Raw genomic sequence first — 23693 nt, 5'->3', positions numbered from 1 at the left:
TCAGATGGGCGGGTCAATGGCGGACGGAACGTCCGGCGCAGCGAACCATTGACGCGCCCATCTGACCATTGACGCTCAAGGGCATGTGGCTGGCATAGCTGTTCGATGCCAGCCACCGAGCCCGTCCGGCGGCAAGGACTTCCCCGCCTGTGGGCGGGGTTAGGGGTGGGCAGTCTGGGGTGCGAGTTCCGGTCAGCATCACCTCCGACCTCACCCTTGTCAACGGCTCCCCGCTTCGTCACCGTCTGCGAGCACTGGATGCCTACGCAACCGTACTGACACATCATTCTGGAGCACGCCGCAGTCCAATAGCACACTGCGACTAACCGTGTTCCGACGCTTTGCGAGCTCGCGAAATGGCCTCAGGGCGCTGGAGCAGCGTGGCCGCGTCGACGTTCAGCGCGATTGCGATCTTCTCTATGTTGTCGATCGAGACATTGATTCGAGCTCGCTCCACCTGACTGATAAATGTGCGGTCGAGGTTTGCAGCGAAACCAAGCTGTTCCTGTGAGACACCCGCTGCGACGCGACAAGCCCGTACGTTGTAGGCAAGCAGCTCGCGTAGTGTCTTGGTCGGCTGGGATGGAGAAGGCGGTTTCAGTGTTGGCGACATGAACGCAATGCTTTCAATTCGAAGTATTTACATCCACGGCTTTTACATCACGTATGAGCGATAGGGCGGACCCCAATCAGTATGAAAGACCTTGTCAATCAACTGATGGGATGAATTAGGCCAGACCTCTGTCTCTGTGCCGTCTGCGTGGCCGGCACTGAAGTGGTCTTGCAACGGGTCGATCCAGTCGTCTAGTGTCTGTATGCGGAATACAGCGGGCCGCCTCTACTGTTCGGTCATACGACTACCGGGCGGCCGTAGTTTCGCGCGACGGGCAATGGACACGCAGTTATTAGGGCTTCGGGATCGGTTTATTAAAAGCGTTCTCCGGCAGCTCCATGTGTGCGTGCTCGAGCAGAGTCCGCTTCGCGTACAGTTCGTACATCATCACGAAGGCCAATTGAACGCTTTCTGGTGTTTCGTTCCAGTCATCAGGGCTGGGCACAAGAACGTTTGCAGATGGATCGAGTTCCAGCTTTCTAAGCGCTAAGGCCAGAGATTCCTTTACGCCGTGAGAGACCACGCAGTCTTGCGCAGTGATGTAATTGCACCAGACCAGGATTGTCAGGACTGGCACTCCAAGGAACTTGGCAAACTTCTCTACATTGCTTTTGTCTCCTCCTCCTAGCCATCGGTCTCCAGCAAGAATACCTACCACGTGCGAGTAGGACAGTCCAAGAATCTCCGAGAGTCTTCGGGCATCAATGTTATGGCGAGCCATCATCGTCTTGACCTGGACGATGAGTTGACGCTGCTTCTCGAGGTAAGGGTGATCCATGTTTTATGTCCTGGGGACGAAAGTAAAAGTTGAGGTCGATCACTTGTGAGGTCGATCACTTATATACTCAATTTACGAAAATCTCACAATTGCTTTCTAAAATCTGTTGCAGGTTCCGCCTGGTAGGTTCTAGCAGGCCAAAAGCCGGAATCTTCGGCAAATTTTTCGTAGTCTGGCCAAAATTATTTCTTGCGGAGATTTTAAACTAGGATGGGAGTTCCTCAAATGGGAGCTTTCCATGACCGAAAAGTCCATCACATTACTGTCTGTTGCCGCACGGTCAGTACCTGCAAAACACCAGTACTTCCGGGGCTTCAAGAACGTTGTCTACCTCACGGGTCACATTCATTCGCTCGAGGGAGCAACGATCTGGATTCAGCTGACGAATAACCTGAATCTCCTCGTTCCCGTGACGGTGCCACCCGGAATCCGGCTACCGAGACCGTTCAAGGTGCGTGAGGCGGTAAAGATGATCTGCCAGGTTCAATCTCACACGGAAGAGAGCGGAGAGCCGGGCCTTCGCGTGTACGCCCGTTCGTTTGAACGGCCGAACGTCCTCGAGCTACCGAACAAAAGCGCGTTTGAGAAGGTCGTTCCAGAACGCGCGCCTGAGGACAAAGACTTCCGCCCCTACGGTAGCGGCTACCGCGCGAGCAATGCGTGCAATCAGGTGAAGATTGCAGGCATGGTGGTGGGCATCAGCGTTCGAAAGACGGAAGTGGATCCGGGTGGCGAGGTCGTTCAGTCTGGGGCCTGTACGATTCTTTTGCGACAGGACACCGAGGAGGAAAACGTGATTCCCGTCAAATACTATGGGAAGCTCGCCGAGACAGTTGCTTCGTACATCAAGCCCGGCGACATGATCTACGCCGAGGGCAAATACCGGGTAAAGCCTGTCGAGATCGAAGGTGAACTGGTCGACGGTAAGCCTAAGGTGCGCCGCGTTCCGTTCATTCAGATCATGGAACCATCACTGCCGACTGCGATCGACATCGTTTATATCGGGGGTCCCGTAGACAAATACCCATCCTGGATGATCGAGATGCATCAGCGCTTCAAGCGCGGTGCGAAGCGCGCAGAACGCCCCGCGAAGCAAACTCCCGCGGCGCCGACTTCCACTGCGTCAGAAGCGTCAACGACCACTGGAGTGACGCCAGCAAAACGCGAAGTTGACGTAGCGACGCTAGACCTCGAAAGCCATCCTCTGTGGGCGACCCTTTCCGCAGAACACCAGCAAATGTGCCGTGATAATCCAGAAGACCGGAAGATGATTCTTGGGGAGTAAGCCATGAAATCCCTGATCATCGCGGAGAAGCCGTCGGTCGCGAAGGACATCGCCAAGGCGCTCAATGTACGGGTTGTCGGGGACCATTGGGAAAACGACTCCCTGGTGATCTCCAATGCGGTCGGGCACCTTCTGGGGCTGACTGCGCCACCCGAAATTGCGAGCCAGCTCCCGGTCATTCCGGAACGCTTTGCGTTCGAGGTCCGGGATAAGGCGCAGAACCAGTTGAACAAGCTGATTACGCTGATGAAGCGACCGGATGTCGACACGGTGATCAATGCGTGTGACGCTGGTCGCGAAGGAGAGGAGATATTCCGGCTGATTGTGGAATACGCTCGCACATCCAAAACGCTAAAGCGGATGTGGCTTCAGTCAATGACGCCTGGAGCCATTCTCCAGGCCAGCAAAAACCTGCGCAGTGACGCGCAGATGCGGCCACTCGCCGACGCTGCCCGAAAGCGCAATGAGAGCGACTGGATCGTTGGGATCAATGTCACCCGCAGCTGTTCGCGTATACGCGGCGAGCAAACCACTGCTGGCAGGGTGCAGACGCCGACCCTCATGATCGTCGTGGCGCGCGAAGAAGCGATCCGCGCTTTTGTGGCACAAGAATACTTCGAGGTTCAGGCGCGTTTCACGCTTGCGGCCGGAGCGTATGACGCAACGTGGCACTGCCCTGCGGAATTGGTTAAGCCTGGCGCGCCGGCAGAGAGGTTGTGGGAACGGGGAAAGGCGGAGGCGATTCTGTCCCGCTGCACTGGACGCAATCCGGATCGAATCGAAGAACACACAACTCCAAGCCGCTCGGCCGCACCGGTGCTCTTCGACCTGACAACGTTGCAACGCGAAGCGAACCAACGTTTTGGCCTCTCTGCTCACAACACGCTGAAAATCGCGCAGGCCCTCTATCAGACCCACAAGGTTCTGACCTATCCTCGCACGGATTCGCAGGCGTTACCGGAAGACTATGTGCCGACTGTAACCCGGACCGTCGAGGCCCTTGCGACGCAAGGATATGCAGAAGCTGCGCGGCGGGTGCTCGATAACGGGTGGATCAGGCCGACAAAAAAGGTCTTTGATAACAGCAAGATCTCCGACCACTTTGCCATCGTTCCCACTGGATCCAATCCACAGGGTTTGTCGGCAGACGAGGCGAAAATCTACGATCTGGTTGCAAGGCGACTGCTCGCCGTCTTTCATCCAGATGCGGAATTCGCAGTGACGCTGCGTACAGCGTGGATTGGCGATGACCGATTCGTCGCACGCGGCAAAGTGCTTGTCGCACAGGGATGGCAAGCCGTGTATGGGGACGCCCCTGCGAAGAAGGCCAAGAAGGGTACCGACGGCGACGCGGAGGCCAAGCTACCAGCACTGGGCGCAGGTGAGCGAGGCAAGACCGAGTCCATGAAAATCAGCAAGGGAGAAACAAAGGCGCCACCTCGGTTCAACGAGGCAACGCTACTCTCCGCCATGGAGCATGCAGGAAAGGACGTGGCTGACGATGCGCTGCGCGAAGCGATGGCCAAGAAAGGACTGGGCACTCCGGCCACGCGTGCGGCGACGATCGAGAAACTGCTCGAGGAGCAGTACATGACGAGAGAGCAGCGCAACCTCGTTCCCACAGCAAAGGCCTTCGAGCTGAAGGCGCTGCTCACACGGCTTGATGCAAAAGTGCTGCTTTCGCCGGAGCTCACGGGAGATTGGGAGGCGCACCTGAAGCGTATCGAGGAGGGGCAGGCGAAGGGGTCGGAATTTCTCGATGGAATCAAACGCCTGACGGTCGATATCGTCAACCGTAGTCTACAGGTACCGCCCGCCGCAACGTGTGAAGCATGCGGCAAGCCCATGATGCGGCGCGAGGCAAAGGGAAACAGGGGCCATTTCTGGGGATGCACAGGCTTCCCCGCGTGTTCGGCAACCCGTCAGGACGTCGATGGCAAACCCGGCGCGCAGCAGGCCGCGCCTACTTCGACTTCACCAACCGGCGAGACCTTCGCTTGTCCGACTTGCCGCAAGCCCATGATCAGGCGCACAACCCAGAATGGGGCTTTCTGGGGCTGCAGCGGTTACCCCAAGTGCAAGACGACTCTTCCGGACGCTGACGGGCGGCCGGGCGAGGCACGGACATCCCGTGAGGCACCGGGGAAAGTGACCGCGACAGCGAAGGGGGTCACATTTCCGTGCCCAAAGTGCGGCAAAGCGCTCATGCAACGAAAAGGCGCAAACGGCCCCTTCTGGGGTTGTACGGCCTACCCGACGTGCAAGGCGACGTTGCCCGACGATAACGGCAAGCCGGGCGTCAGAACGGCCGACGTCGCGGGAAAAGCAACCCGTTCTGAGGTCGAACGGCTGACCTTGCCGCCGGCTCGGCCAAAACCTCCGACAGGAGCCACCGAGACGTTGGCGAAGTCCGGAACCGTCGCCGTCGCGGAAAAACCCGCATCGTCGACGCCGGCGAAAGTAACCGGCGGACCTATCGGATCAACGTGTCCGGGTTGCCAGAAAGGTAAGCTCACACTCCGCTCCGCGCGCGCGAGTGACCGCCCATATGCCGGTTGCACTCATTTCCCCGAGTGCAAGTACTTCTACTGGATGGATAAGCCGTGATATCGCGTCAGCAGCCCATCATCAAGGCTACCGCGTTTGTCTCGATCTTCTGGTGGTGTCTGCTGACGCTGTGGCACGCCGGCTGGAGCTTGAGAGATATGGTGTTGCACGGCGCGACGATGGGCTGGGAATATTCTCTCGCAGTCATCGTTTCCGTTGCAGCCGGTATTGCCGCAGGCTCGGCGGTCACCACGTATTCGATCTGGTTCGACAGGCGCCAGGTGCAAAAAGCGCTGAAGGGAAGGATCGAGCGGGGTGTCAGCATTACGATCGGACCCATACCGATTCATCTCGGCGAGTTGCCGCGCGACGACAAGTCGCTTGCAGAGCATGACGTCGCGGCAGTCCGCGAGATTAGCGAAGACGGTTCAACCGGCTTCCTGAATCAGTGGCACACGCATTTCGACTCGAGTGCGCCGGAGCACAGCAGGCTCATGTACGCGCTGGAGCGGGTCATGGCACAACACCGCGCGCTGCCAGCGACCCACGTTCCAGGAGGCCACGGCGGTCGCAATCTGCTCGTTCATAGCCTGCTGGTTTGCTGGTACATGGTGAAGCTGGCTCCGTCGCACACCTACAACGGCACAATCAAGCTGCCTGACTTCAAAATCACGTTAAAGCTCAAAGAACCAGCGTATCAGTTCGACGGCGCCGACCCGCTTATCGCCCTGGTGGGACTCGCGCACGATATCGGGAAGATCGAATGCTACGAGTACGATGACAGTGGTGCGCTGACCGGTTGCCGTCGTGACCACGATCTGACGGGCTCGCGCATACTCGCGCGGATGCCGGAATTCTGGGATCTGCCTGACGATGACCGCGATACGCTATCGCTTGTAGTTGGGCATTACCACCATCCCCAGGACATGCCCACTCTCGATGGGTTCGAGGTCCTGTCCGATCGCAATCACGCGATGCTCGAGCTGCTGATCCGAGCGGATGTTCTCTCGTCCAAGCGCGAAGCGGGCCTGAATGCTGCGGCGGCAAAAGGCGAGCTGGGCGGCGAGAGCCAGTTTGTTGAAACAATTGAAGGCAAGGATCTCTGGAAGGCGGTCGAATCCGTTCTGACGCGCGTTGGCACGATCAACGGTCGAACGGGCTCCGGGAACATCGGCTTCAAGTATCGCGACCCGGCTAGTGGCGCGAATCTTGTCTACCTCGTCGAGAAGGATTTCATTGACGCTGTCAGCGCCGAAGCGCGTGTCACCAACACCATTCAGGAACTCAGGAACGACGTATCCGCGGTCTCGAAAAAGGTGTTGATGCTTTTCAACGATCGTGGCGTGCTGTTCACGGATCGCGAACGCAGTCCCTCGACGGCACTCTATAACGTCCAGTTTTTCGCGGCGAAAAGCTACTGGGCGGACCGCGAGCGCAAGGTGCCTAAAAGCGGAGAAGAGCGGGGCGCGCCGGCGTTCCGGTTGGGCTCGGTCATTGTCATCAGGGCCGACACCCTTTTCCCTGCGCTCGGCCAGTTAGCGGATTTCGACAAGGTGCCCGTAATCGGCAAGTCGAGGCTGGGTATGGGCGGCGTTCGCAAGGCGGGAGGCGCCGATCGCACCACTATCGCTGATCTTGCGCTCGGTGCTGAACTTCAGCCTGAAGTTACTGACTCGGCACCCGCGGGGGATGCAGGCGAGGAAATGCCCGGTGGGTTCGACCCGCTTGGCGCCGCTCTTCAAGCGCAGGAGGCGATTCGGCGTGCGAAGGAGTCAACGGCGCCCTCGGCGCCAGCCGACGGGAAGTCGACTTCGGAAGTGAATTCTGACAGCGGCGACGGCGGCACGCCTTGGGACGACGAGGAAACACCGTGGGACGAACCGGATATCGGCGAGTCAAGCCCCGGGGCTGACCCAGCACCGGATTCATCTGAGTCGCTATCGGCGCCCGTTGATAATGGAGAAAATGTAACGCAGGATGGCGAGAATTCAGCCCCCCCTTCTGCCGACCCGGCGCCGGCGTCGACGTCGGGCAAGCAATCCTTGTCGCCACGCACCCTCTCAAAAGCTGTCCGTTCGATGCTATGGACGGGAATATCGAAAGGGGAGCTCGTGCACCGCGAACTTGCCGCCGATGATGATAGCCCGGGTAACAAGGTAATGTGCCGCACGGCCGACGTGAAAGCCTACATGGCCACGCGCTCGAAGCTTTCCTATACCTTTGAAGATATGGACGAGGCCATCAGGCAAGGTGTGATAGATGGCGTGCTGGTCGTCGGTGTGTGCTATCAGATCCTGCGCGACGCGCCGCGTGGCGGCGCATGACAACGATGAGCGCCGGCGGCGCCGATCTTAGCCGCCGCGCGCCTTACCTGAGTTTGTGCCCTGCTTCTCAAGCTGCAGCACAACCCGGTGGATTGAGACCAGCGTTTCCAGGTCAACCGGTTTGCGATTCTGCTGCCACCAGCGGTACATCGTCGACTCACTAACGGCCTGGCCTTCGGGCATATTCGCAGTGCACAGGACCGCAATCTCTCGAGCCGCCTTTTCGGGCGATGACTTGAGTCGCAGGCGCTTGCGCCAATTCTGAACGATCGTTTGCATGTCATTCGTGATCAGAAAGGCAGTATCCCGCTTTTTGAGTAACTGGGCGCGAAGGGCCTGCGCACGCGCGAGCAGACCCTGCGCCTGTTCGTGCCGATATACGTTACCGGAGAGCAGCGCGGACACCACGGTCGTCGACGCCTCGAGGGCCTGTGCGAAACTTCGGTTCGTCATGCCGAGCTCGAGGCGAATCTCCAGCAATTCGCGGGCGGTCGGTTGGAGCTCCCGAACGGCCGGGTCTGGGGAAGTCTTCGCGTCGGCCATCTCCCGCTCGATTTCAATCGAGTGCGCTTCGTCAATGAAGCGGGGTTTCTCGGTAGTCAGGTAGGGGGACAGTTGCGTTTTCATGGTGGAATCGCCTGAGGATTTTCGCGAATTATACGGGTCAATTTTATTTCTCGAACCAAGTGGTCGTCCGGCGCGACGATAACCGGAATCACTGCGAGGAATCGCCTGAGGCCAGCCCAATCGTTTGATTTTTTCGGCCAGCGCGCGCTTTGCGCTTTCCTGATCGAGGCTGATCTCGACATGATTGCCCGTCGCGGGTGAGGCGATCGTGGCCTCGTCCGGGATGCGGCTTACCGCATCTGAGTGGTCCTCATCATCACCGTCGTCCAATAATACTTCCCGCTGCGCGTTGCGCAAGGTGCGAGCACAGTTCTCCGCCGTCGCAAACACGAGGGAGTACACGTTTGCGGGCTCGTCGAGGTTCGCGAGCAGCTTCTCCGTGAGAATGAGCCACATGTTCATCATCAGATCGTCCGCGTCGCAGCTATACGCGAAGGCGTGTCGCATGGTCATCGCTCTTACGCGTGGACATTGAAGCCATGCCCGGGCCAGCTCCGGCGACTGACCTGTCCACGCCGACCGGGGTAGCCGGCCAAGTGCCACGTGCAGTACACCGGGCGGACGCATCGATGTACGCTGCGTCAACTGGCCCGTGCCAGAATCCAGGCTGACATGGCCGGAGATTTCGATCTTTTCCATTTGTGTATTTGCTCCAGGGTTCTAACGGCGAGCCCGGCTATGCCCCGTTCTCGCGTGGAAGTCGTGAGCAGGCGAGCTCCATCTTCTCGAGGGCGTTGTCTCCGGCGCAGGCGTAGTGGATCAGGGCCTCGCGGGCGACAGCATTGAGGTTCCGGGACGCGTCCCGAACCGCGATGATGCGAGCCAGCCCGTGCTCAAGACAGCTTGAGTGAGGAGGCAGCGAGCGCTCAACGCGTGAGGCGAGGTCCGCGACCGTTTCTGTCGTATGGACGTCGAGTCTGACGTTGCCGGCTGTGTCGACAATGATCCGCGGAACGCCGAACGTTGTGGCCCGGACATAACGGGCGATCGAGCGCAGGAAGTCGTCGATCGGGTGATCAGGCGATAGACGCGTATCGTGGCCGGTATGTCGCATCGTGTATGGCGCGGCAGTGAGTTATGGGAAAAGCCTTGCCTGCGGGCCGATCCGGTCAGGAAGGAACGGTCCCGAGGCCGTACTTTGGTTCAGTATTCATGGGCGCCCGATAGTCGACCCGTTCCGGCACACGGGCGTGACTTTGTAACCACAAGCGGGCGCTCTGCCGGGCGGTATCCTGCTGGTTCGGGTTGAGCCCATTCATCGCAGCCTGGGCAGCGCGGGCGTACGAAGGGTAGCCCTCGGAAGCAATCAGAAGCCACCGTGCTGCAGTGACAGGGTTTCGATCGAGCAGAGAGTTGGGATCTGAACTCTGGATAACGGCCAAGGTGTACATCGCCTCCCGGCTCCACAGATCCGCTGCGGCTGTGAGCTTGAGGTTCGCTTCGACCTGGTTGGCTTGCATCCCAATCCCACGCAACAGGCAAAGGCCAAACTTGTAAAGTGCATAGGGCTCCTGGCCCGCGGCCGCAGCGCGGTACCAGCGAGCGGCTTCGTCGAGGTCTCGTTGAACGTTCAGGTATCCATGCTCGTAGACGTTTGCAAGATTCATGGCAGCCGGGACAAACGCGTGCTGATCATCCCCTGCCGACGCGGTGAACCATTTCACTGCGGTCGCGGGGTCGGGTGAGATGCCATTGTCCCCGTACAGGTAGATGAGGCCCATGTTGTAGGCCGCGAGGGTGTTTCCAGTGATGGCCGTCTTGTCCGCGGCAGTGCGGCACGCGATACCGTAAGCCTTCATCGCAATCGCTAGATCTTTGCCGACACCAGGCGCCTTGCCAACGTGGTGCAGGTACCCGAACTGGAACGCTGCCCAGCGATCCCCGTTGTTGCCGCGTTGACGCAACTCTTCGAAAGCGGCGTTGCTGCCGGCAGCAGCTGCACGATAGAGGTTGTACGCGCGCTTCTCACCGTTGTCGAAGAGGCTAAAGGGTGCGAGCTGCGCGCGAGCGCCTGCGGGAATGGCAAGGAGAGTGACAATCGTGAAGAGGGCTGATCTCCGCTTCGTTTGGATCGCCGTCATTTCAGTCGCCATCACCACTTCCTCCGTCGCTACCACCTGCACCGTCAGCGCCGTCCGATGCCCCCCCACCACCACCTCCGCCGCTGCCATCGGAGGCGGGCGCGCAGAGCTGGGCCATGCTCGGAAATGACTGTTGAGCGGCCTTGGGGTTGACCGCTCCCCCATTGGAGTAGGACGTCGCATATGATTGCATGGCCTGAATCCAGGCTGCGCATGGTGTAACGGTTGAACCAGCGGGGAGGCCCATGGATGAGAGCGCATTCGCCGCGCTTACCGCGCCGCTTTGCATGGCACTTGTTTCCTGCTGCGATGTATACGGTGAAGTGAGTGGCGCGTTCGTCATTCCGGTACTGCCAGCGTTCGCACCGCCCAGCGAGCTGCCGACAAGACCGGTAGTACTCCCCGGAGTGCTACCGGCGGAGGAGACCAGTTGACCCGCTCCGCTCGCCTGCGACGTCACAGACGCGGACGCGCCGGCGGCGGCCGAAAACCCGTCTGATACCTGTGCTACCGCGCTTTCCGGTGTTGCCGCGACTGGCAGGCCGGAAAATAGCGTCACCCAGATTAGCTTTTTTCGCATGTGATGTCCTTTGTTGTCACCGTCACTCTTCGCAATGGTCTACCCATCGCCAAACGAGATACGCTTCGTCCTCACCGGTTCCGGGCACCTTTCGACCCAACCCCCAGAGGTATTCAGATGAACCAACACTGTGGGCACACCGGTTTTCAAGGAACGAGACCGGATTGATCGAGCCTGCGTTCAAGGAAGGATCGCTGTCAGTCCCGACCGAGTTACCGGCCTCGCTGACCGGGAACATCATCGTCATCTTGAATTCGCTCTTGTTCATGACGGGCATAGGAACGGGACTGCAGGCGCCGCTCACCACCGCTTCCCCGACAGTCGTCATGCCGTACTTCGAATTGACGGCGCCGTACCTTGCCATGGCATTCATCGTGTACATGACCTTGGCAGCAACAAGCGACGATCCGGTAGTGACGTCCTTGTTGCCGAAGTTGCCGGTTAGCGGGTATGTCGCTCCCCAGCACCCCATCCACCAGAACATTGCGTCGTCGGCGGCGCCGGCAATACTTGCGAGGCCCGATGCCATTTCCGCCGCGCAATCAAGCGGCGCGGCGATCATCGCGACAGGATTTTCGAAAGCAGCCGCTTCAGGAAACAGCAGATTAGAAAGTGCTTCGTCGTCCCAGAAAGGAAGAAACAGCGACGACATATACGAGTCATCGCTTATTCCGAGATCGGCACTTCCCGATCCAACTATGGTCGCGAATATAGAGGACAGAGGGAAGTCGTAGAGGTTGAATTGCCGAAAGCCGCCTTCGGCCAATGACCCGGACTCTGCTGTTCCTCCGGAGCCACCCGTGCGTCGACCGGCACCTAGTGTGCTCCCGAGATTCAGGCCTCCGAGCATCGGCGAGCATCCGGGCGAGCGTGTGGTCTCAATAACAGAAATAGGTACCCACGTGCCCTCTGGGTATCCGGGAATCTGGATATCAAACGGTCCATCGCACCAGCAGATTGTCTGGCGGACGGCATCATAAGGCGCGTCAACATCGTTTGGCGGAATGACGTCTACGCCCGCTATGACTAACGGGAACATTGAGTCGTAACAAAAGTTCGTGTAAAGGTCTGAAGGAGACGCAACGTTGCAACCCATGGCGACGCTTTGCGCCTGGACGCTGGCCGGATGCAGCAAGAATGGGATGACGAACGCGAGAAGCCGGAGAAAGTGCGTCATGGCCTACATGCCTCCTTCGACTCGGGGTGAGAACGTCTGCACGACAAGCAAGCCGTTTTCAGCCGTCAGCAGACTTGGAGCGGCCTGGAGCTGGAAGCGCTTGACAATAATCTTGTCGAGCATCATGGGCTTGATCCCGGTTTGCTGAACAAGCGTGCTCAGGCCCTCCTCGTCGAAGTGCGTGACGAGCAACCGTCCGTGGGGGTAGCGCTGCATCCATGTGCGGGCCATCGCGATTTGTCGCTCGTCGGCTGGGTCGATAATGACAATCGCACTTCCAGGCAGTCCCGACTTGGCGAGTGGGTTGTAGCGTGTCCCCTTGGCTATGATCAGATTGCCTTTCTGGTCTCGGATGTCTTGAGGGAACGTGACGCTCAGGTCAACGGTATACCGTGTGTCACGCTGTGCGAGCGGAAGCGGGGTCCCCAGATTCATCTGGCGCTTCATGTTTGCAGCCGTTCGACCTTGCCATGCCTTCCAGTCGTAGTGCTGCATGCGGTCGCGGAATACGTCGGCGAGATCCTGCTCGCTCACGGGCCACGTCATACCGGTAGCGCGAGATTTAACGCCGGCGTCGATATCGCGGGTTGCAGATTCGATGGAGATTGCTCCGTCGACGCGATACCACTTGTGATCAACAACTGATTCGTGCATCACGACGGGCACTCGCGTCACGTCCCACCTTGCGAATGCCTGGGGAAGAACTGCAACGACAGGCTGGCCCTCGCGTAGGCGATTTTTGAAGTCCGTCACGGCCTTGATGTGTTCGTTGGTCTTGCGCCCGTTGTTGCCTTCCAGACCACGCAGAAAGAACACAACGTCACGCCGCCCGCGGCCTTCGTCCAGCAGGGCTGAGAGTTCACGATCGGGCATTGACATCGAAATGAAGACCGCAGTCTTGGCTTTGAGAACCGCTTCGGTCGCCGGATTTTTCCCGTTGTCATGCGTCGTCGGACCTCCGAACACGGACTGCGCCTTGAGCGCGCCGGCTCGGATCTGCTGGTTCTGTTCACGGACGATCGCCAGAACGTTGCTGGTCGCCCCTACGCCGGCGCGAATGTTCGCGCCGGTCACCGCGGACTGCGCATGTGCGAGCTGCGCAATGACTGTGACTCCAGCGAGCAGCGCTGAGATTTGCCTAATCCAGCAACGTATCTTTAGTGACGATTTGATCATGACGAATCGGTCCCCAGTAACGGGAGTCATATGAACGGTATTCGGATCCGAACACGAAGTACTGGCCGGCAGGGATGCGGTACCGGGTGTCCCACGTGTTGACGGGCTTGAAGAAGTGCTGCGCACCCCGCGCGAGCGTGCCAAGGATCTGGCCGTTAATGCTGATGACCCCTTGACCGATCACCACCGTGTCACCGGGCACACCGGCAACAATCTTGGTCATGAGTGCACCCCGCGGAAACAGGGATGCCTGTTCGTTTCGGAAGGTGACGAGATCCCCGCGCCGGATCACACCTGTATCGATGCTTCCCCAGTACCATTCCCACGGAAGGCAACCGGTTTCTTCACGGTCGAAAAATATGTAGCCGTGACGGTGCAGCAGATCGGCGGACGGCCGCGCCCCAAAGAGTGCGACTGGAACGAACGCCAGTATTGCCGCAATGAGCGTAGCGTTACGGGCGGGCAATCTAGTTATCAAGTGCCGGGCTTCCAATGGAGGGACTTGTGGGATTGCTCCCGACGGAGCTTGTGGCGCTATCCGGTGCGGCAGCCGGCGTCGCGCCGGGGAGCGCGTCGGGCGCAACGATTTTCTGCGCACGCGACCAGTCAAGACCGAGCTCGCCGGCTACCTGCGCGCTAACGTCAATTCCCGCAGGCGCAGCGACAATGGCCTCCCGACGGACCAAGAGGCAGCTATCGGCAAGCGCGCTGATAGTCGCATCCATTTTCTGCAGCTGGCTACGGTAGAAAACCTGCGCCTCAGCGGCAGATTTTCCGTTGGAGCGGGTCAAGAGGTCTGCCACCATCAGCGACGTAAGGCGACTCATATCAATCGTGCGGTAGCAGGTGGCACTTCCCGTATTTGGCGTCGAGGACTTGAACCAGGCGAGTGGCGAAATGGACGGCATATGTGCGACCAGCGCGCGGCCTCCAAACAGCAAACCTGTACATACCAGCGCGACGGTCGCGACCAGCCGGAGCATGCCCCAAAGACCAGCGCGCACCGATGGGGCGGCCGCAGCCGCGGTATCAGCGATGGCGCCCGTACCCGACGCCCGCGAATCGATGGGACCGTCGTGGGCACGCTGGGTATCGTTCGACGTCGGCGTGCCGAGGGTAGGTTCGGACCGGGGCGGGTTCTGAGGCACGTCGGGGCTAGGCGAGCTCTCGCTCATGCGCTTTCTCCGCGAATGAATTCATGAACAGCTTCGATGACGTCGTCGCCGCGGTCTGCTGCGGCGAGGATCACGTGTTTCTCGGCGCCTTCCGATGAGAAGAGCACCTGGTTAAATCGCGATTCAACAAGTCTTGCGATCCCCGAGCCGCTCTCGGTCCGGAAGTAGATCTCGGAATATCCACCGCGACCCTTGATAGTGTGAACACTGCGCAGCAGGTCGGCCTCCGCTTCGCCGATATCCATCCACCCGTTTTTGCGAGCCAGGTTGATGGACTCAGATGCCTGCTGCATGATGAATTTCGTCGCGGCAGTGCCGGCGATGGTCGGGCCATGCGGACTGTTGTAGAGCTGCGTGAGGTTCTGAAGAATCAACCCAATCGACCCGGTTTCTTTGCGGACCTTCGCGTACAGCTGGGCGATGAAGCGAGCGAAGGGTTCGTCGGGCATGATGTCGCCGCCTTCCTCAATCACGAGGATTTTTTGCTGCGCGCTCCCCTTCGTCGCATACATGTCCTGTTCGCAGCGGATCATCAGCAGCTGCTGGATGACCTGTTGCAGGTGAGGTTGCGATCGCAGTTCGAAAAGCTCGAATGTGACCAGCTGCGCGTCGGCATGCAGCGTGTTCGGGCCAGAGAACCATGCGCCGTAAGGACCTTCAGTGGTGAACGGGTAGAGCTTGCGTGCAAGTTCACGGCTGATTTCGTCATTTGCCTGGTTCATGAGGTACTGGTAGACCTGAGTGACCTCCATGGCGGGCCCGTACGATGCCCACACGCTCTTGATAGAGGACATGATCCGGACGGCCTCAGACGAACGGGTGGGCTCGTTCGGATTGGCCATCTTGCAGAGGAGGGCCTGCAGCACGCCGATACTTTCGTCAATGTCAGTGACGTTCGTAAAAGGGTTGAGGCTATCGCGGGTCTTGTCCGTAAATTCGATGTAGTCGCCGTGATGAGCCTTGGTGAACTTTCCGTGTGAACGACGGATGTCCAGAATCCGAACGATCGCGCCGAGCGCGAGGTAATCCTGCAACATGCGCTGCACGGCAAACGACTTTCCCGCGCCGGCGTCGGCCGTCAGCAGCCAGTTGAAGTTCGAGTTACGACCGTGAAAAAGGTCATAGCCAAACGGGCGGCCGCGGCGAGTGGTCAGAAGCATCGCGTTACCGTAACCTCGCCACTCGTCGATCACGGGCAGGAACTGCGCCGCATGGACCGAACCCATCGTGAAGAACCGGCGCGTTCGTTCAATGCTCCTAGCGCTAGGGCATAGAGGTAGGGTGTTGTAGAAATTCGGCCACGTGATGTGTTTTTCGAGGGACATCTGCATGTCCTTCCCAGAAAAATACGACTTGAGTCGCGCCGCCATACGATTGATATCCCGCGCTGAGCGATTAAAGAGCGCGAGCGTGGTATTGACTTCAACGGCATTGGCCCCGGAGTCGAGCGCCGATATCAGAGTATCGAAACCTTTTTTCTTCGCGGCAAGAAGCGGCACCCACTTGAGTAGGGGGCCGAACGCCTGCTGAGTTATGAGCACTGACTTTGTTCGCACTCCACCAATCTTTTTGCTTTGCTCAGGGACGTGGACGGTTGTGGTTAGAACAAATGGCATGCTGATTTGCGTGCCGGTTCCATCGGGCGTTCCGCGCAGCAGGTCCATGAGATACAGGCTGGCTTTTTTGGGGTATTTCGCCGTCGTCATCAATCCGATATGGACGTGCCCCGCGCTGGTTGGAGAGTCGGCACGAATCGTAGACTTCAGCTGTTTGATACGCTGGCTGGGAGTGAAGATCTGATCACGAATGGTTTTATCTTCATCGTACGAGCGATTCCACTTTCCATACATGTCGAAGTAGCGACGCAGGACTGCCAGATACTCGTCGGGACCGATCGGCTCGACAGGAAGCTTCGCTGCCTCGTACATCGCCTGCACGCGGTCACGCAGCTCGCGGAACTCTGCTATCTCGGATGCCTTGGGGAAGGGTATGCCTCGCGTCGGGATCTTCATTGCCACATAGTGGCGGGCATCGAGCACGCGTGTGGTCAAGGTCGGTGCGAGTCGCTGGTGGGCAGCAGCAGCGATAAAATTTGCGCGATCATCGCACGCGACTTTTGCTACGCGGTTGCCGTATGGGCTATGTACACGCGCTTCCCGGTACGGGGAAAGCTGGTCGTCCAGATCCGGGACAGCCATCTGGATGTCCTGAATGAACGTGCCAGGCGGGTAATGTTCGCCGAGCACGTTCTCAAGCATCTTCTGGATGTTGATGTCCGCACCAGTAATGAAGTCACCCTGTAGAAGTGCGCCGAGCGCACCCTCTTCGAAGAAGAACATATTGTCGTCGGCAGCAAGACAGGTAAAAGCGTCTCCCGGTCGGTTGCGATCAAGCATTTCAGTTATACGGTCGGTAGCACCCATCAGAAGTCCAGTTTGAGTCAAGGTTGCCGAATGTGTTTGTCGAGCGTATCACCAATCGCAATACGATAATTATTTGTGACTAAGGGTAAATCTCAGGTAAAAAAAAACCGCCCGATGGGCGGTTAAGAGACCGGATTGCGGGGAGCAATCCGTCACGAGGACTAGCTAGAAGATGGCCGAGAACATGCCAGTGAGAATGGTCGGGCCGTAGATAGCGGTTAGCGTGATGCCGAGACCCAGCAGCACGCCGCCGAGCGACCCGCGGGCAACCGCAGAAATCAGTGCGATCGCAATCCCCAACAGGGCCAGCATTTTCCCGCCCGAACCACTGAGAACGCCTGTCAACCACTGGACGACCGTATCGAAAGTCGAGTCGCTGCCGGCGAACGCGTGGACTGCCACCAGGCACACCGCGAGAATTACGACAATCTGCAGTAACAGCTTTTTGCGGGATTTCGGATCTGCCCAGCGTTCCTTCAGATTGGCCATCTCGGCTCCGTGCAAGGTTCAAAGTGGTTCGAATGATAATTGATAATCGCCTTGTGATTTAATAGTATGTTATGAGATTTCTAAAAATCAGTTACTCGTGTTGGTAGTTGGCAACTGACTCTGTGACTGCGCACGAGCAACAGGGCGTGCGGGGGTAGGCCGGCTTCCACCAGGCCCAGAGGTCACGAGTACTGCGCCCGTATTCGGGCTCGGGTCGATCCGGTAGGGCACGAGCGTCTTCGCCTGAGAGGTGTTCGAGTTATTGCCAATGGACCAGCGGCGGGGCGTCACTTCGATGAAGACGATGCTTGGGAAATGGAGTTGCTGCTGATCGTCCTGCCACGTGTTGATCCACAGTCGCATGATTTTTGCCGGTTCCATCACGGGCATAGACTGCTGGACGGGTTCGGGCAGGCTGACCTGAATGGCTGACACCGGTTGCGGGTCAAGGAGACCTTGGCGTACGTCCTTGCCTGAGCCCTTGGCTTCGGCCGCCTCGACGGCCGCAGGGTTGTTAGACATCGAATAAGCTTCGCGCGCGGATACGCACCCTATTCCCTGACCGCCCGGGCAGGACGGTGAAGAGGAGCCGATGCCGAACATCGATGCACAGCCGGACAGTGCCGTCGCCGTCAACGCGGCGGCCAAAATTGATTGGAAGCGCACGCTTCGTCCTTAAATGGGAAGGCTTACGCCTTTGGTTAGGATCACATCGACCTGTCGCAGGGGATTGATTTCGACGACGGGGACAATCTCCTTTGCAAGGTCGGTGTAGTGCTGGGCGGCGTTCGCGAAGGCTTGACCGATCGGAGCAGCTATTTGCTGGCCGTTGTTACTGTTGCTTCCAAGTTGGACATTCACACCACTGCTATGGATGTCCGATGCTTCGGTTGCGACATAGGTCGCAACGCCTTCGCCGACCGAACCTATCAGCGCGACGCGAATGGCGTTTGCAATGAAGGCGCCGTCTTTGGCATCAAGGGTTCCGCGCAGGCCCGGTTTCCCGTCTTCACCGACGACGTAACCGTCAACAGCCACTTCGACAACGCGCCCCCCCTTCAGTACGCAAGACATACGTTCGGCTCGCAGATTGGCCCGGGCAGTAGACAGGTCTCCTGTCCCGGAGACCATGAGGAAGCAATCCTTGACGGACGCGCGTTGCTTGCCGGGGAGGATGGCGTCTTTGTCGAGCCGAATGAGCATCGGGACCGGATCTCGCTGTGATGCCCGGGTCGTCGGAAAATCTCCGCCGTTGATTGCGAGGCCGCTCGTGATGCTTCCCATCGGCAGGAACATCTGCGGGCCGTCAGTAGCCTTTGTGTTTCCGGATTTCGACACGCTGGCCCCGCTCGCAGACGAAGAGGCGGCCGGAGTGTCGGTCGTGTCCCCCACGACTTCAATGCCGTCCGGCTGATCGTCGTTCGAGCCGGTCGCGCCATCACCGTTGCCATGTGGCGGGCTGATCGGCGAGGCTGCGACGGGCCCAGCGCCGGGCAATGGGCTGTTCAGACGAGGCTGCCCGGAGCCAGGAAACGGCGATGATCCAGGAGGTGAAATTCCGTCGCCGCTTCCTGGAGTCGGAAGCTGGGAATTCGTTCCAGCAGCGCCCGCGCTCTGGCCGTGCGTCAACGCTCCAGGACCGCCTGAACTGGTGGGATTGTCGCGTTGCTGCGTCTCGAGCGCGCTGAACCGGTGCTCCGTCTCATTCTGTTGCGACTGGAGGCGATGGTCCATGTCCAATAGCTGACGCTGGATCGCCGTAACGGTCGCATTAACATCGGTAAGATCCGTATTCCGCTGAGGTGGGGCAACCACGTTCACGCTGAGTTTGTCGCTGGGCGGCTTCGGAGGCGTCGTCTTGACGCTGAATATCCACGCGCCCGCACCGAACGCGAGGATCGTGCCGACTACAACAGCGCGCTTCTGGCGGGCAGGCGTCATCAGCGCCCAGTTGCGTTTGAGCTGGTCGAACATGATCACATCACCTGTTTGGCGAACATGATGAACACATCCGTGGTTTCGCCTGGGCGCACCGCGAGGTTCGGAAAGATGGTGACCGCAAGCACGTGCTCGCTGCCAAACGCCTCTTCAGACAGCGTGACGGATTCCGTTCCTGCGTTGGTCAGGCGGTATCGATAAATGTCTGCGTCAGAGCCTGCATACCGGCCGACAGGGCTGGCCTTGATGGGTCCCGAGATGGCCATCGGCGCATCGAGCGGCGCCTGCGTGTAGCCGTCCGGTATCTGGCCAAGTACCGCCTGTTTCATGGCGGCCGTGATGCCACCAACATAGCTCGAGTCTTCGCCTGCGGATTGAGGGATGTTGCTTCTCTCGGGAATGGCGCCATCGAGTACAAGCGTGACGGAACGGCCGGCGATCTTCGCGGGCAGCAGGTGAAGGGACACAACGGGCGAGTTTGCTACCGCAGCATCCTTTACGAAAACGGTGGTCTCTTCCTTCGGCGAAAAGAAAACATCCGTACCCAGGACCCGTGAGCCTGAAGGATCCTCACCCCCAACTTTCTTGGCGATGACCTTCGGGGTCGTGAAGGGCGTTACCACCATGTTTGGCTGCGTGCTTGAGACCTGAAAGTCCGCGGTCACGCCGTGCCGTACGTGCAGTACGGCAGGGTCCTCCCCCGGCATCTGATCCACCGTCGGATTTGGCGGTGCAGGAAAGTGCCCATGTGGCACAACGCGCGGGGTTTGCGGCGGGAGATTGACTGTCGGAACCGTCGGGGCGGCCCGCGCTGGACTCTGCACGACTTCTTCGCCAGGACCGAGGCCGTAGGTCGGCGCGTCGCTCGTTTGGCCGCTCTTGAGGGAATTCACAAGCCGGGAGATGTCGGCTCGCGTGAGTATGGGCGGCAACGTCTGATTGCCCGGAGCGACTGCGGCCTGGCGTGGCTGCACCGCAGCCGTAGCGGCGGCGGGTTGGGCAGACATGTCAGGTGTTGTCCCGGCCGGTGGATCCATCTCGATGTGAACGTTCTGCACAACGCCACTGTCCTGCGCGAATACTGTAGCGGAGGTCGCGGCGAGAGCGATAGTGAGCAAGGCGATGGCCCGGGCCACGGGCACGCGCCGGAAGCTCCTTATGCGCCGACGACCGACAGGCTGCTTGATAGATGGGGATAGCGTATGCACGGTCGATCCCTTATAGGCTTCCGGTTGATTCGTTGGCAGGATCGCGCCCAGTCGGCGTGACGGGTAACGCAGGTGCAGGCCCCGAGTCGCGACTAGCCGCCGGAAGCCCACCTGCCGGAACCGGCTGGGAGATACCCGCGTTAGTGCCGGTACGGTGACTTGGCGCGGTGCCTGGGCCTTCGGTCGGATTTACGCGACCCTGTCCGCTTTCAAGAGCGCCCCGGATGTCATCGGCCTGAGGTGCGATATTGGGATGCAGACGATCTCTGACTGTTGTGTTCGACGTAGCTGCCGGATGAGTTTTCTGCCATTGCAGAGTGCGGGCGGGACCCACGTACGAAGTGAAACCCGTGATTTTCGGCAGACCCGCAACCATGTGCATGGTCAACTCGTAGGTAACAGGTAGTTGAGCCACGGGTTGAGCCGTGCTCTTATACGCAGTCGTGTTGAGCGTTCCTTCGATGAACACCTTGTGGGTGGACGCCTCCCAGGCCGTGTTATGAGGGACGAATACGTTCAAGGCGCCGCTCGTCGTGTACGCCGGATCATCGGCGATCGCATAGATCTGGTCGCGCACAGCCGGGTAAATCGTCGCATCAACGATGAATGCCAGATGGTCCGCGACGAAATGTGCGGTTTGCGGCGTCACCGATCCAACGGCACTCGCGACGTACAGACCCCACGACTCATAGAAGTTGGATGACGCACTATCCCAGGCAACGGAGTATTCGGCAGTCATGTTGGGCGGCTGTTCCACGAGTCGCTCATGCATAGACGCGATCTTGAATGTGAGCACCAGGTTGGCCAGAACGAGCCCGCCAATCGAGGCGGCGAGCCAGTAGTTCGCGTTGCGCGTGCCGTCCCAGGTTTGAAAGAGGCGAGGCATCTTCATTGGATGAATTCCCTGGCCAGCCCATTGGTAAAGATTCTGTTGAGAGACATGAGGCCGTACCAGTAACCCATGTGGTGAAGTGTGCCCGGCAGCATGTTGCGCTTGTAGCGTATGTAGACGACGCTGAGCGCAAGTCCGGCGAGAACGGAGGTCGTGAAGCCGTTCATAATTACGCCGAAGCCCATTGCGAGCAGCACGGGCAACAGGTCGTCGGTCTCCCAGAACACGATCTGCGGTGGGTTATCGATCATCTGAGGGATGTCGCGCTCGATCACGGTGCACTCCTGGAATTTGATGGACGACAAAGCGGCGCGACGGATTTCGTCAGCGCCGGCTTCACCTTGTGCCGCGAACGACTGTGTTTGGTGACTATCGGTGCTGTCTTGAGCACGGGCTCGTCGTCAAGATCGAGCGGCGCGGAAACAACCATGGGTTCGGGCTGATCGATCTCCCACCCATCCGGCGGAACCGGTTTGACGGGTTGAGCCGTGATAACGGGCTCCTGCGCCGTACCGAGGCTCGCGTAATCTGAACCGGTCGAACGCGTTTCAACGCCCAGCCAGCCGCGTTTGGCGACATACGGCTCGGGCGCATGCTCCGGCGCGCACCCTCCGAGCAGCCATGTTGTCGCGACCGCCGCGAGGAGGTTGCGACTGGATGACGAAATGGCGCGCTGCATGTGCTTCATCCGCGCATTTGCCTGTTTGTAAAAGCCCCTCAAGATCTGCTCCCGCGCAAATTCCGTATTGCCCGCAATGGCTTGATGATTCGCCAGAGTAGCAAAATCTCCATGAGGTAAATAATTATCCTGAGGTGAATAAATGCGTTCTTCGCATGCGGAAAAACGAGTCGAAGCGTTGCTGGAGTCCACCCGTCCTCGGCAATGGAGGATACGGGCGTGCATGCGCCAAAATGCAGGGGCCAGGCGCTTAGCGAGAGCGTGGATAGGAACGCAGCGCGGAAGGGGCTACGAACCTGCCAACTGTCGCACCGCGCTGGCGTCGGGCCCGGCGTGAACTCCCAGGGCGCGCTTGCTGAGTCCGCGGCAGCTGCGTGCGAATCTGCTTGTGGCGTTTGCGGTTGCTCGCGCGATATCGCTTCAACATGCGAGGACAGCGCGCAGGAGGCGATCAGGGCGCAAGCCATTCGGCAAATTCTGCCCATCCGCCGTATCCTAGTTTGACAGGTTGATCTTCGATAACGAACGCGGGGTAGCCGGGTAGCGACCGCGTGGCCAAGGTGTTTTCGTGTTGCGCGTGCTTCGCGAGCGGAGTGACGGGAACGCTCCAGCTTTGAACGAAGAAACCTTCCATGCTGTTGGCCGCAAACGCGCGAGCGGCTGCCGCGGCAGAGTCAGGCGTGTCGCCCACGGGCACGAACCGAAGCTCAAACGATGAGAGAGTGCGATCGTGAATGGCCGCATGGGTGCGCAGGTCAGAAAAGGCATTCCTGCAAATGTCGCATCCTGAGTCCAGGATGAACCAGAGGGGAGTCCTGCCCAGGGACGGTTCATCTACGATGTACTTGAGCGCGCTCGTGTCGAGCTGAACCTGGAGGCTATGCGCAGCGCCGTCGAGTTTCATCGGAGTCGGCGCTGCGCTTGCTGAAGTGGGTGCTGTCACCGGCGCGAGAAGCGCCGCGATACACCCGGCGAGGAAGTCGCGGCGGCTCATGAGTTCATTGCCATGGAGATCAGGCCGTTGAGCAGCTGGACGAGCGTTCCATAGTTCCCGCCCGTGTAGTTCGCGTTGGTCGTGTAGCGGCCGCCGACGCCAAAATCTGGAGTGGCGCTTACACGATACCGGCGCGCGAGCGCGGCCGCCCGCAGCAGTCGGTCCCGCGTTTCGGGCGAATGCAACGCGGAAAGAACCACGTCGCGTCGCAGACCCATGCCGTAGAGAATCTGAGGAAAATCCTTGGCGGTGGGCATCGGATCGCGTCGTTGTCCGAGGTCATACGCACGTGCCTCGAACTCGGCCATTCGATCGGGGATGAGACTGCGTGCGACGTAATATGCCGCTGCGGCAGACAGGTCCGTTGGATCATCGATCATCAGCGGGACCGGGACAAAGAGTACCGGTTTGGGAATCGTTCTACCCCATGCCTCGAATGACTCTGCGTATTGGGCGCAGAATGGGCAGGTGTAAAGAAAGAACAAGAACACCCTGTTGCGGTCTTCTGCAAAGTCGCCTATTTCGAGATAGGGCTTGATGTTGATCTTGCCGTTGTCCTGGCCCACGAGGCTCGAACTGGTTGGAAGGCCAGGAACGGTTCCGTCGACATCAACGGCCCGTGCGTTGACCGGCCGAGCGCCGATGCCAGTCAGGCTGGCGATTCCCGTGGAGGCGACCGAAAGGAGAAAGTGTCGTCGGTTTGCCAT

Annotated in this window: 23 protein-coding genes; 3 read left to right on the top strand and 20 right to left on the bottom strand. The window is 59.3% G+C overall.

Going from position 1 to position 23693, the window contains the following annotated elements:
* Positions 1 to 322: 322 nt before the first annotated feature.
* Positions 323 to 613, bottom strand: a complete 291-nt coding sequence (locus ACSQ8V_RS38200) for a helix-turn-helix domain-containing protein (protein ID WP_436209322.1) — start codon at positions 611 to 613, stop codon at positions 323 to 325.
* Between the two features lie 292 nt (positions 614 to 905).
* Positions 906 to 1391, bottom strand: a complete 486-nt coding sequence (locus tag ACSQ8V_RS38195; protein WP_165989573.1) for a helix-turn-helix domain-containing protein — start codon at positions 1389 to 1391, stop codon at positions 906 to 908.
* Between the two features lie 238 nt (positions 1392 to 1629).
* Between ACSQ8V_RS38195 and ACSQ8V_RS38190 the strand changes: the two genes are divergently transcribed.
* The 3 genes from ACSQ8V_RS38190 to ACSQ8V_RS38180 are packed head-to-tail and all read left to right on the top strand — an operon-like array spanning position 1630 to position 7547.
* Positions 1630 to 2676, top strand: coding sequence for a hypothetical protein (locus ACSQ8V_RS38190; RefSeq protein WP_436209321.1), 1047 nt, complete (start codon positions 1630 to 1632; stop codon positions 2674 to 2676).
* A gap of 3 nt (positions 2677 to 2679) precedes the next feature.
* Positions 2680 to 5283, top strand: coding sequence for a DNA topoisomerase (locus ACSQ8V_RS38185; RefSeq protein WP_436209320.1), 2604 nt, complete (start codon positions 2680 to 2682; stop codon positions 5281 to 5283).
* Positions 5280 to 7547 (top strand): hypothetical protein, encoded by a 2268-nt coding sequence (locus ACSQ8V_RS38180; RefSeq protein WP_436209319.1) that lies wholly within the window; start codon positions 5280 to 5282, stop codon positions 7545 to 7547. The genes ACSQ8V_RS38185 and ACSQ8V_RS38180 overlap by 4 nt, the downstream gene beginning before the upstream one ends.
* Positions 7548 to 7574: 27 nt before the next feature.
* Here ACSQ8V_RS38180 and ACSQ8V_RS38175 read toward each other — a convergent pair whose 3' ends face one another.
* The 18 genes from ACSQ8V_RS38175 to ACSQ8V_RS38090 all read right to left on the bottom strand — a co-directional run bounded on the left by ACSQ8V_RS38175 (position 7575) and on the right by ACSQ8V_RS38090 (position 23693).
* On the bottom strand, positions 7575 to 8813 hold the full coding sequence (locus ACSQ8V_RS38175) for a hypothetical protein (protein ID WP_436209318.1): 1239 nt from the start codon (positions 8811 to 8813) through the stop codon (positions 7575 to 7577).
* A gap of 37 nt (positions 8814 to 8850) precedes the next feature.
* Positions 8851 to 9228: a hypothetical protein gene (locus ACSQ8V_RS38170; protein WP_436209317.1), complete on the bottom strand. Its 378-nt coding sequence runs from the start codon at positions 9226 to 9228 to the stop codon at positions 8851 to 8853.
* A gap of 55 nt (positions 9229 to 9283) precedes the next feature.
* On the bottom strand, positions 9284 to 10267 hold the full coding sequence (locus ACSQ8V_RS38165) for a tetratricopeptide repeat protein (protein ID WP_436209316.1): 984 nt from the start codon (positions 10265 to 10267) through the stop codon (positions 9284 to 9286).
* Positions 10257 to 10835 (bottom strand): hypothetical protein, encoded by a 579-nt coding sequence (locus tag ACSQ8V_RS38160; protein WP_436209315.1) that lies wholly within the window; start codon positions 10833 to 10835, stop codon positions 10257 to 10259. Before ACSQ8V_RS38160 ends, ACSQ8V_RS38165 begins: the two co-directional genes overlap by 11 nt.
* Positions 10836 to 10857: 22 nt before the next feature.
* Positions 10858 to 12012 carry a TraU family protein gene (locus tag ACSQ8V_RS38155; protein ID WP_436209314.1) on the bottom strand — a complete coding sequence of 385 codons (1155 nt, stop codon included), beginning with the start codon at positions 12010 to 12012 and terminating at the stop codon, positions 10858 to 10860.
* A gap of 3 nt (positions 12013 to 12015) precedes the next feature.
* Positions 12016 to 13188: a TrbC family F-type conjugative pilus assembly protein gene (locus tag ACSQ8V_RS38150; protein WP_436209313.1), complete on the bottom strand. Its 1173-nt coding sequence runs from the start codon at positions 13186 to 13188 to the stop codon at positions 12016 to 12018.
* Positions 13151 to 13666 (bottom strand): signal peptidase I, encoded by a 516-nt coding sequence (gene lepB / locus ACSQ8V_RS38145; protein ID WP_436209312.1) that lies wholly within the window; start codon positions 13664 to 13666, stop codon positions 13151 to 13153. Before lepB ends, ACSQ8V_RS38150 begins: the two co-directional genes overlap by 38 nt.
* A complete protein-coding gene (locus tag ACSQ8V_RS38140; RefSeq protein WP_436209311.1) occupies positions 13656 to 14363 on the bottom strand; it encodes a hypothetical protein in 708 nt (235 codons plus the stop codon). Before ACSQ8V_RS38140 ends, lepB begins: the two co-directional genes overlap by 11 nt.
* Entirely contained in the window at positions 14360 to 16786 is a 2427-nt protein-coding gene (locus ACSQ8V_RS38135) for a TraC family protein (RefSeq protein ID WP_436209310.1), read from the bottom strand. Before ACSQ8V_RS38135 ends, ACSQ8V_RS38140 begins: the two co-directional genes overlap by 4 nt.
* Positions 16787 to 16951: 165 nt before the next feature.
* Positions 16952 to 17275: a TrbC/VirB2 family protein gene (locus tag ACSQ8V_RS38130; RefSeq protein ID WP_051888007.1), complete on the bottom strand. Its 324-nt coding sequence runs from the start codon at positions 17273 to 17275 to the stop codon at positions 16952 to 16954.
* An 87-nt stretch (positions 17276 to 17362) separates the two neighbouring features.
* Positions 17363 to 17797, bottom strand: a complete 435-nt coding sequence (locus tag ACSQ8V_RS38125) for a TraV family lipoprotein (protein ID WP_436209309.1) — start codon at positions 17795 to 17797, stop codon at positions 17363 to 17365.
* A 153-nt stretch (positions 17798 to 17950) separates the two neighbouring features.
* Positions 17951 to 19249 carry a TrbI/VirB10 family protein gene (locus tag ACSQ8V_RS38120; RefSeq protein ID WP_436209308.1) on the bottom strand — a complete coding sequence of 433 codons (1299 nt, stop codon included), beginning with the start codon at positions 19247 to 19249 and terminating at the stop codon, positions 17951 to 17953.
* Positions 19250 to 19251: 2 nt separating this feature from the next.
* Positions 19252 to 20355, bottom strand: coding sequence for a hypothetical protein (locus ACSQ8V_RS38115; RefSeq protein WP_436209307.1), 1104 nt, complete (start codon positions 20353 to 20355; stop codon positions 19252 to 19254).
* Between the two features lie 76 nt (positions 20356 to 20431).
* The gene (locus ACSQ8V_RS38110) at positions 20432 to 21313 is read right to left on the bottom strand and encodes a TraE/TraK family type IV conjugative transfer system protein (protein WP_436209306.1); all 882 of its coding nucleotides are present in this window, start codon (positions 21311 to 21313) and stop codon (positions 20432 to 20434) included.
* Positions 21310 to 21588 carry a type IV conjugative transfer system protein TraL gene (traL, locus tag ACSQ8V_RS38105; protein WP_165989604.1) on the bottom strand — a complete coding sequence of 93 codons (279 nt, stop codon included), beginning with the start codon at positions 21586 to 21588 and terminating at the stop codon, positions 21310 to 21312. The genes ACSQ8V_RS38110 and traL overlap by 4 nt, the downstream gene beginning before the upstream one ends.
* The gene (locus ACSQ8V_RS38100; RefSeq protein ID WP_436209305.1) at positions 21585 to 21992 is read right to left on the bottom strand and encodes a hypothetical protein; all 408 of its coding nucleotides are present in this window, start codon (positions 21990 to 21992) and stop codon (positions 21585 to 21587) included. Before ACSQ8V_RS38100 ends, traL begins: the two co-directional genes overlap by 4 nt.
* A 451-nt stretch (positions 21993 to 22443) precedes the next feature.
* Entirely contained in the window at positions 22444 to 22986 is a 543-nt protein-coding gene (locus ACSQ8V_RS38095; protein ID WP_436209304.1) for a hypothetical protein, read from the bottom strand.
* Entirely contained in the window at positions 22983 to 23693 is a 711-nt protein-coding gene (locus ACSQ8V_RS38090; protein WP_436209303.1) for a disulfide oxidoreductase, read from the bottom strand. The genes ACSQ8V_RS38095 and ACSQ8V_RS38090 overlap by 4 nt, the downstream gene beginning before the upstream one ends.

Source organism: Caballeronia sp. LjRoot31 (genome assembly GCF_964253885.1).
GTDB lineage: Bacteria > Pseudomonadota > Gammaproteobacteria > Burkholderiales > Burkholderiaceae > Caballeronia.
This window is presented reverse-complemented; position numbering and strand designations above follow the sequence as displayed.

Excerpts from the sequence above, each read along its gene's own strand:
- ACSQ8V_RS38110 (WP_436209306.1), bottom strand. The coding sequence starts at position 21,313 with ATGAAGATGCCTCGCCTCTTTCAAACCTGGGACGGCACGCGCAACGCG.
- ACSQ8V_RS38190 (WP_436209321.1), top strand. The coding sequence starts at position 1,630 with ATGACCGAAAAGTCCATCACATTACTGTCTGTTGCCGCACGGTCAGTA.
- ACSQ8V_RS38130 (WP_051888007.1), bottom strand. The coding sequence starts at position 17,275 with ATGGCCAATCTGAAGGAACGCTGGGCAGATCCGAAATCCCGCAAAAAG.
- ACSQ8V_RS38100 (WP_436209305.1), bottom strand. The coding sequence starts at position 21,992 with ATGCAGCGCGCCATTTCGTCATCCAGTCGCAACCTCCTCGCGGCGGTC.
- ACSQ8V_RS38140 (WP_436209311.1), bottom strand. The coding sequence starts at position 14,363 with ATGAGCGAGAGCTCGCCTAGCCCCGACGTGCCTCAGAACCCGCCCCGG.
- ACSQ8V_RS38175 (WP_436209318.1), bottom strand. The coding sequence starts at position 8,813 with ATGGAAAAGATCGAAATCTCCGGCCATGTCAGCCTGGATTCTGGCACG.
- ACSQ8V_RS38125 (WP_436209309.1), bottom strand. The coding sequence starts at position 17,797 with ATGTCTAACAACCCTGCGGCCGTCGAGGCGGCCGAAGCCAAGGGCTCA.
- ACSQ8V_RS38155 (WP_436209314.1), bottom strand. The coding sequence starts at position 12,012 with ATGACGCACTTTCTCCGGCTTCTCGCGTTCGTCATCCCATTCTTGCTG.
- ACSQ8V_RS38090 (WP_436209303.1), bottom strand. The coding sequence starts at position 23,693 with ATGGCAAACCGACGACACTTTCTCCTTTCGGTCGCCTCCACGGGAATC.
- ACSQ8V_RS38165 (WP_436209316.1), bottom strand. The coding sequence starts at position 10,267 with ATGGCGACTGAAATGACGGCGATCCAAACGAAGCGGAGATCAGCCCTC.
- ACSQ8V_RS38150 (WP_436209313.1), bottom strand. The coding sequence starts at position 13,188 with ATGATCAAATCGTCACTAAAGATACGTTGCTGGATTAGGCAAATCTCA.
- ACSQ8V_RS38195 (WP_165989573.1), bottom strand. The coding sequence starts at position 1,391 with ATGGATCACCCTTACCTCGAGAAGCAGCGTCAACTCATCGTCCAGGTC.
- ACSQ8V_RS38160 (WP_436209315.1), bottom strand. The coding sequence starts at position 10,835 with ATGCGAAAAAAGCTAATCTGGGTGACGCTATTTTCCGGCCTGCCAGTC.
- ACSQ8V_RS38135 (WP_436209310.1), bottom strand. The coding sequence starts at position 16,786 with ATGGGTGCTACCGACCGTATAACTGAAATGCTTGATCGCAACCGACCG.
- ACSQ8V_RS38095 (WP_436209304.1), bottom strand. The coding sequence starts at position 22,986 with ATGAGCCGCCGCGACTTCCTCGCCGGGTGTATCGCGGCGCTTCTCGCG.
- ACSQ8V_RS38185 (WP_436209320.1), top strand. The coding sequence starts at position 2,680 with ATGAAATCCCTGATCATCGCGGAGAAGCCGTCGGTCGCGAAGGACATC.
- ACSQ8V_RS38200 (WP_436209322.1), bottom strand. The coding sequence starts at position 613 with ATGTCGCCAACACTGAAACCGCCTTCTCCATCCCAGCCGACCAAGACA.
- ACSQ8V_RS38120 (WP_436209308.1), bottom strand. The coding sequence starts at position 19,249 with ATGTTCGACCAGCTCAAACGCAACTGGGCGCTGATGACGCCTGCCCGC.
- ACSQ8V_RS38170 (WP_436209317.1), bottom strand. The coding sequence starts at position 9,228 with ATGCGACATACCGGCCACGATACGCGTCTATCGCCTGATCACCCGATC.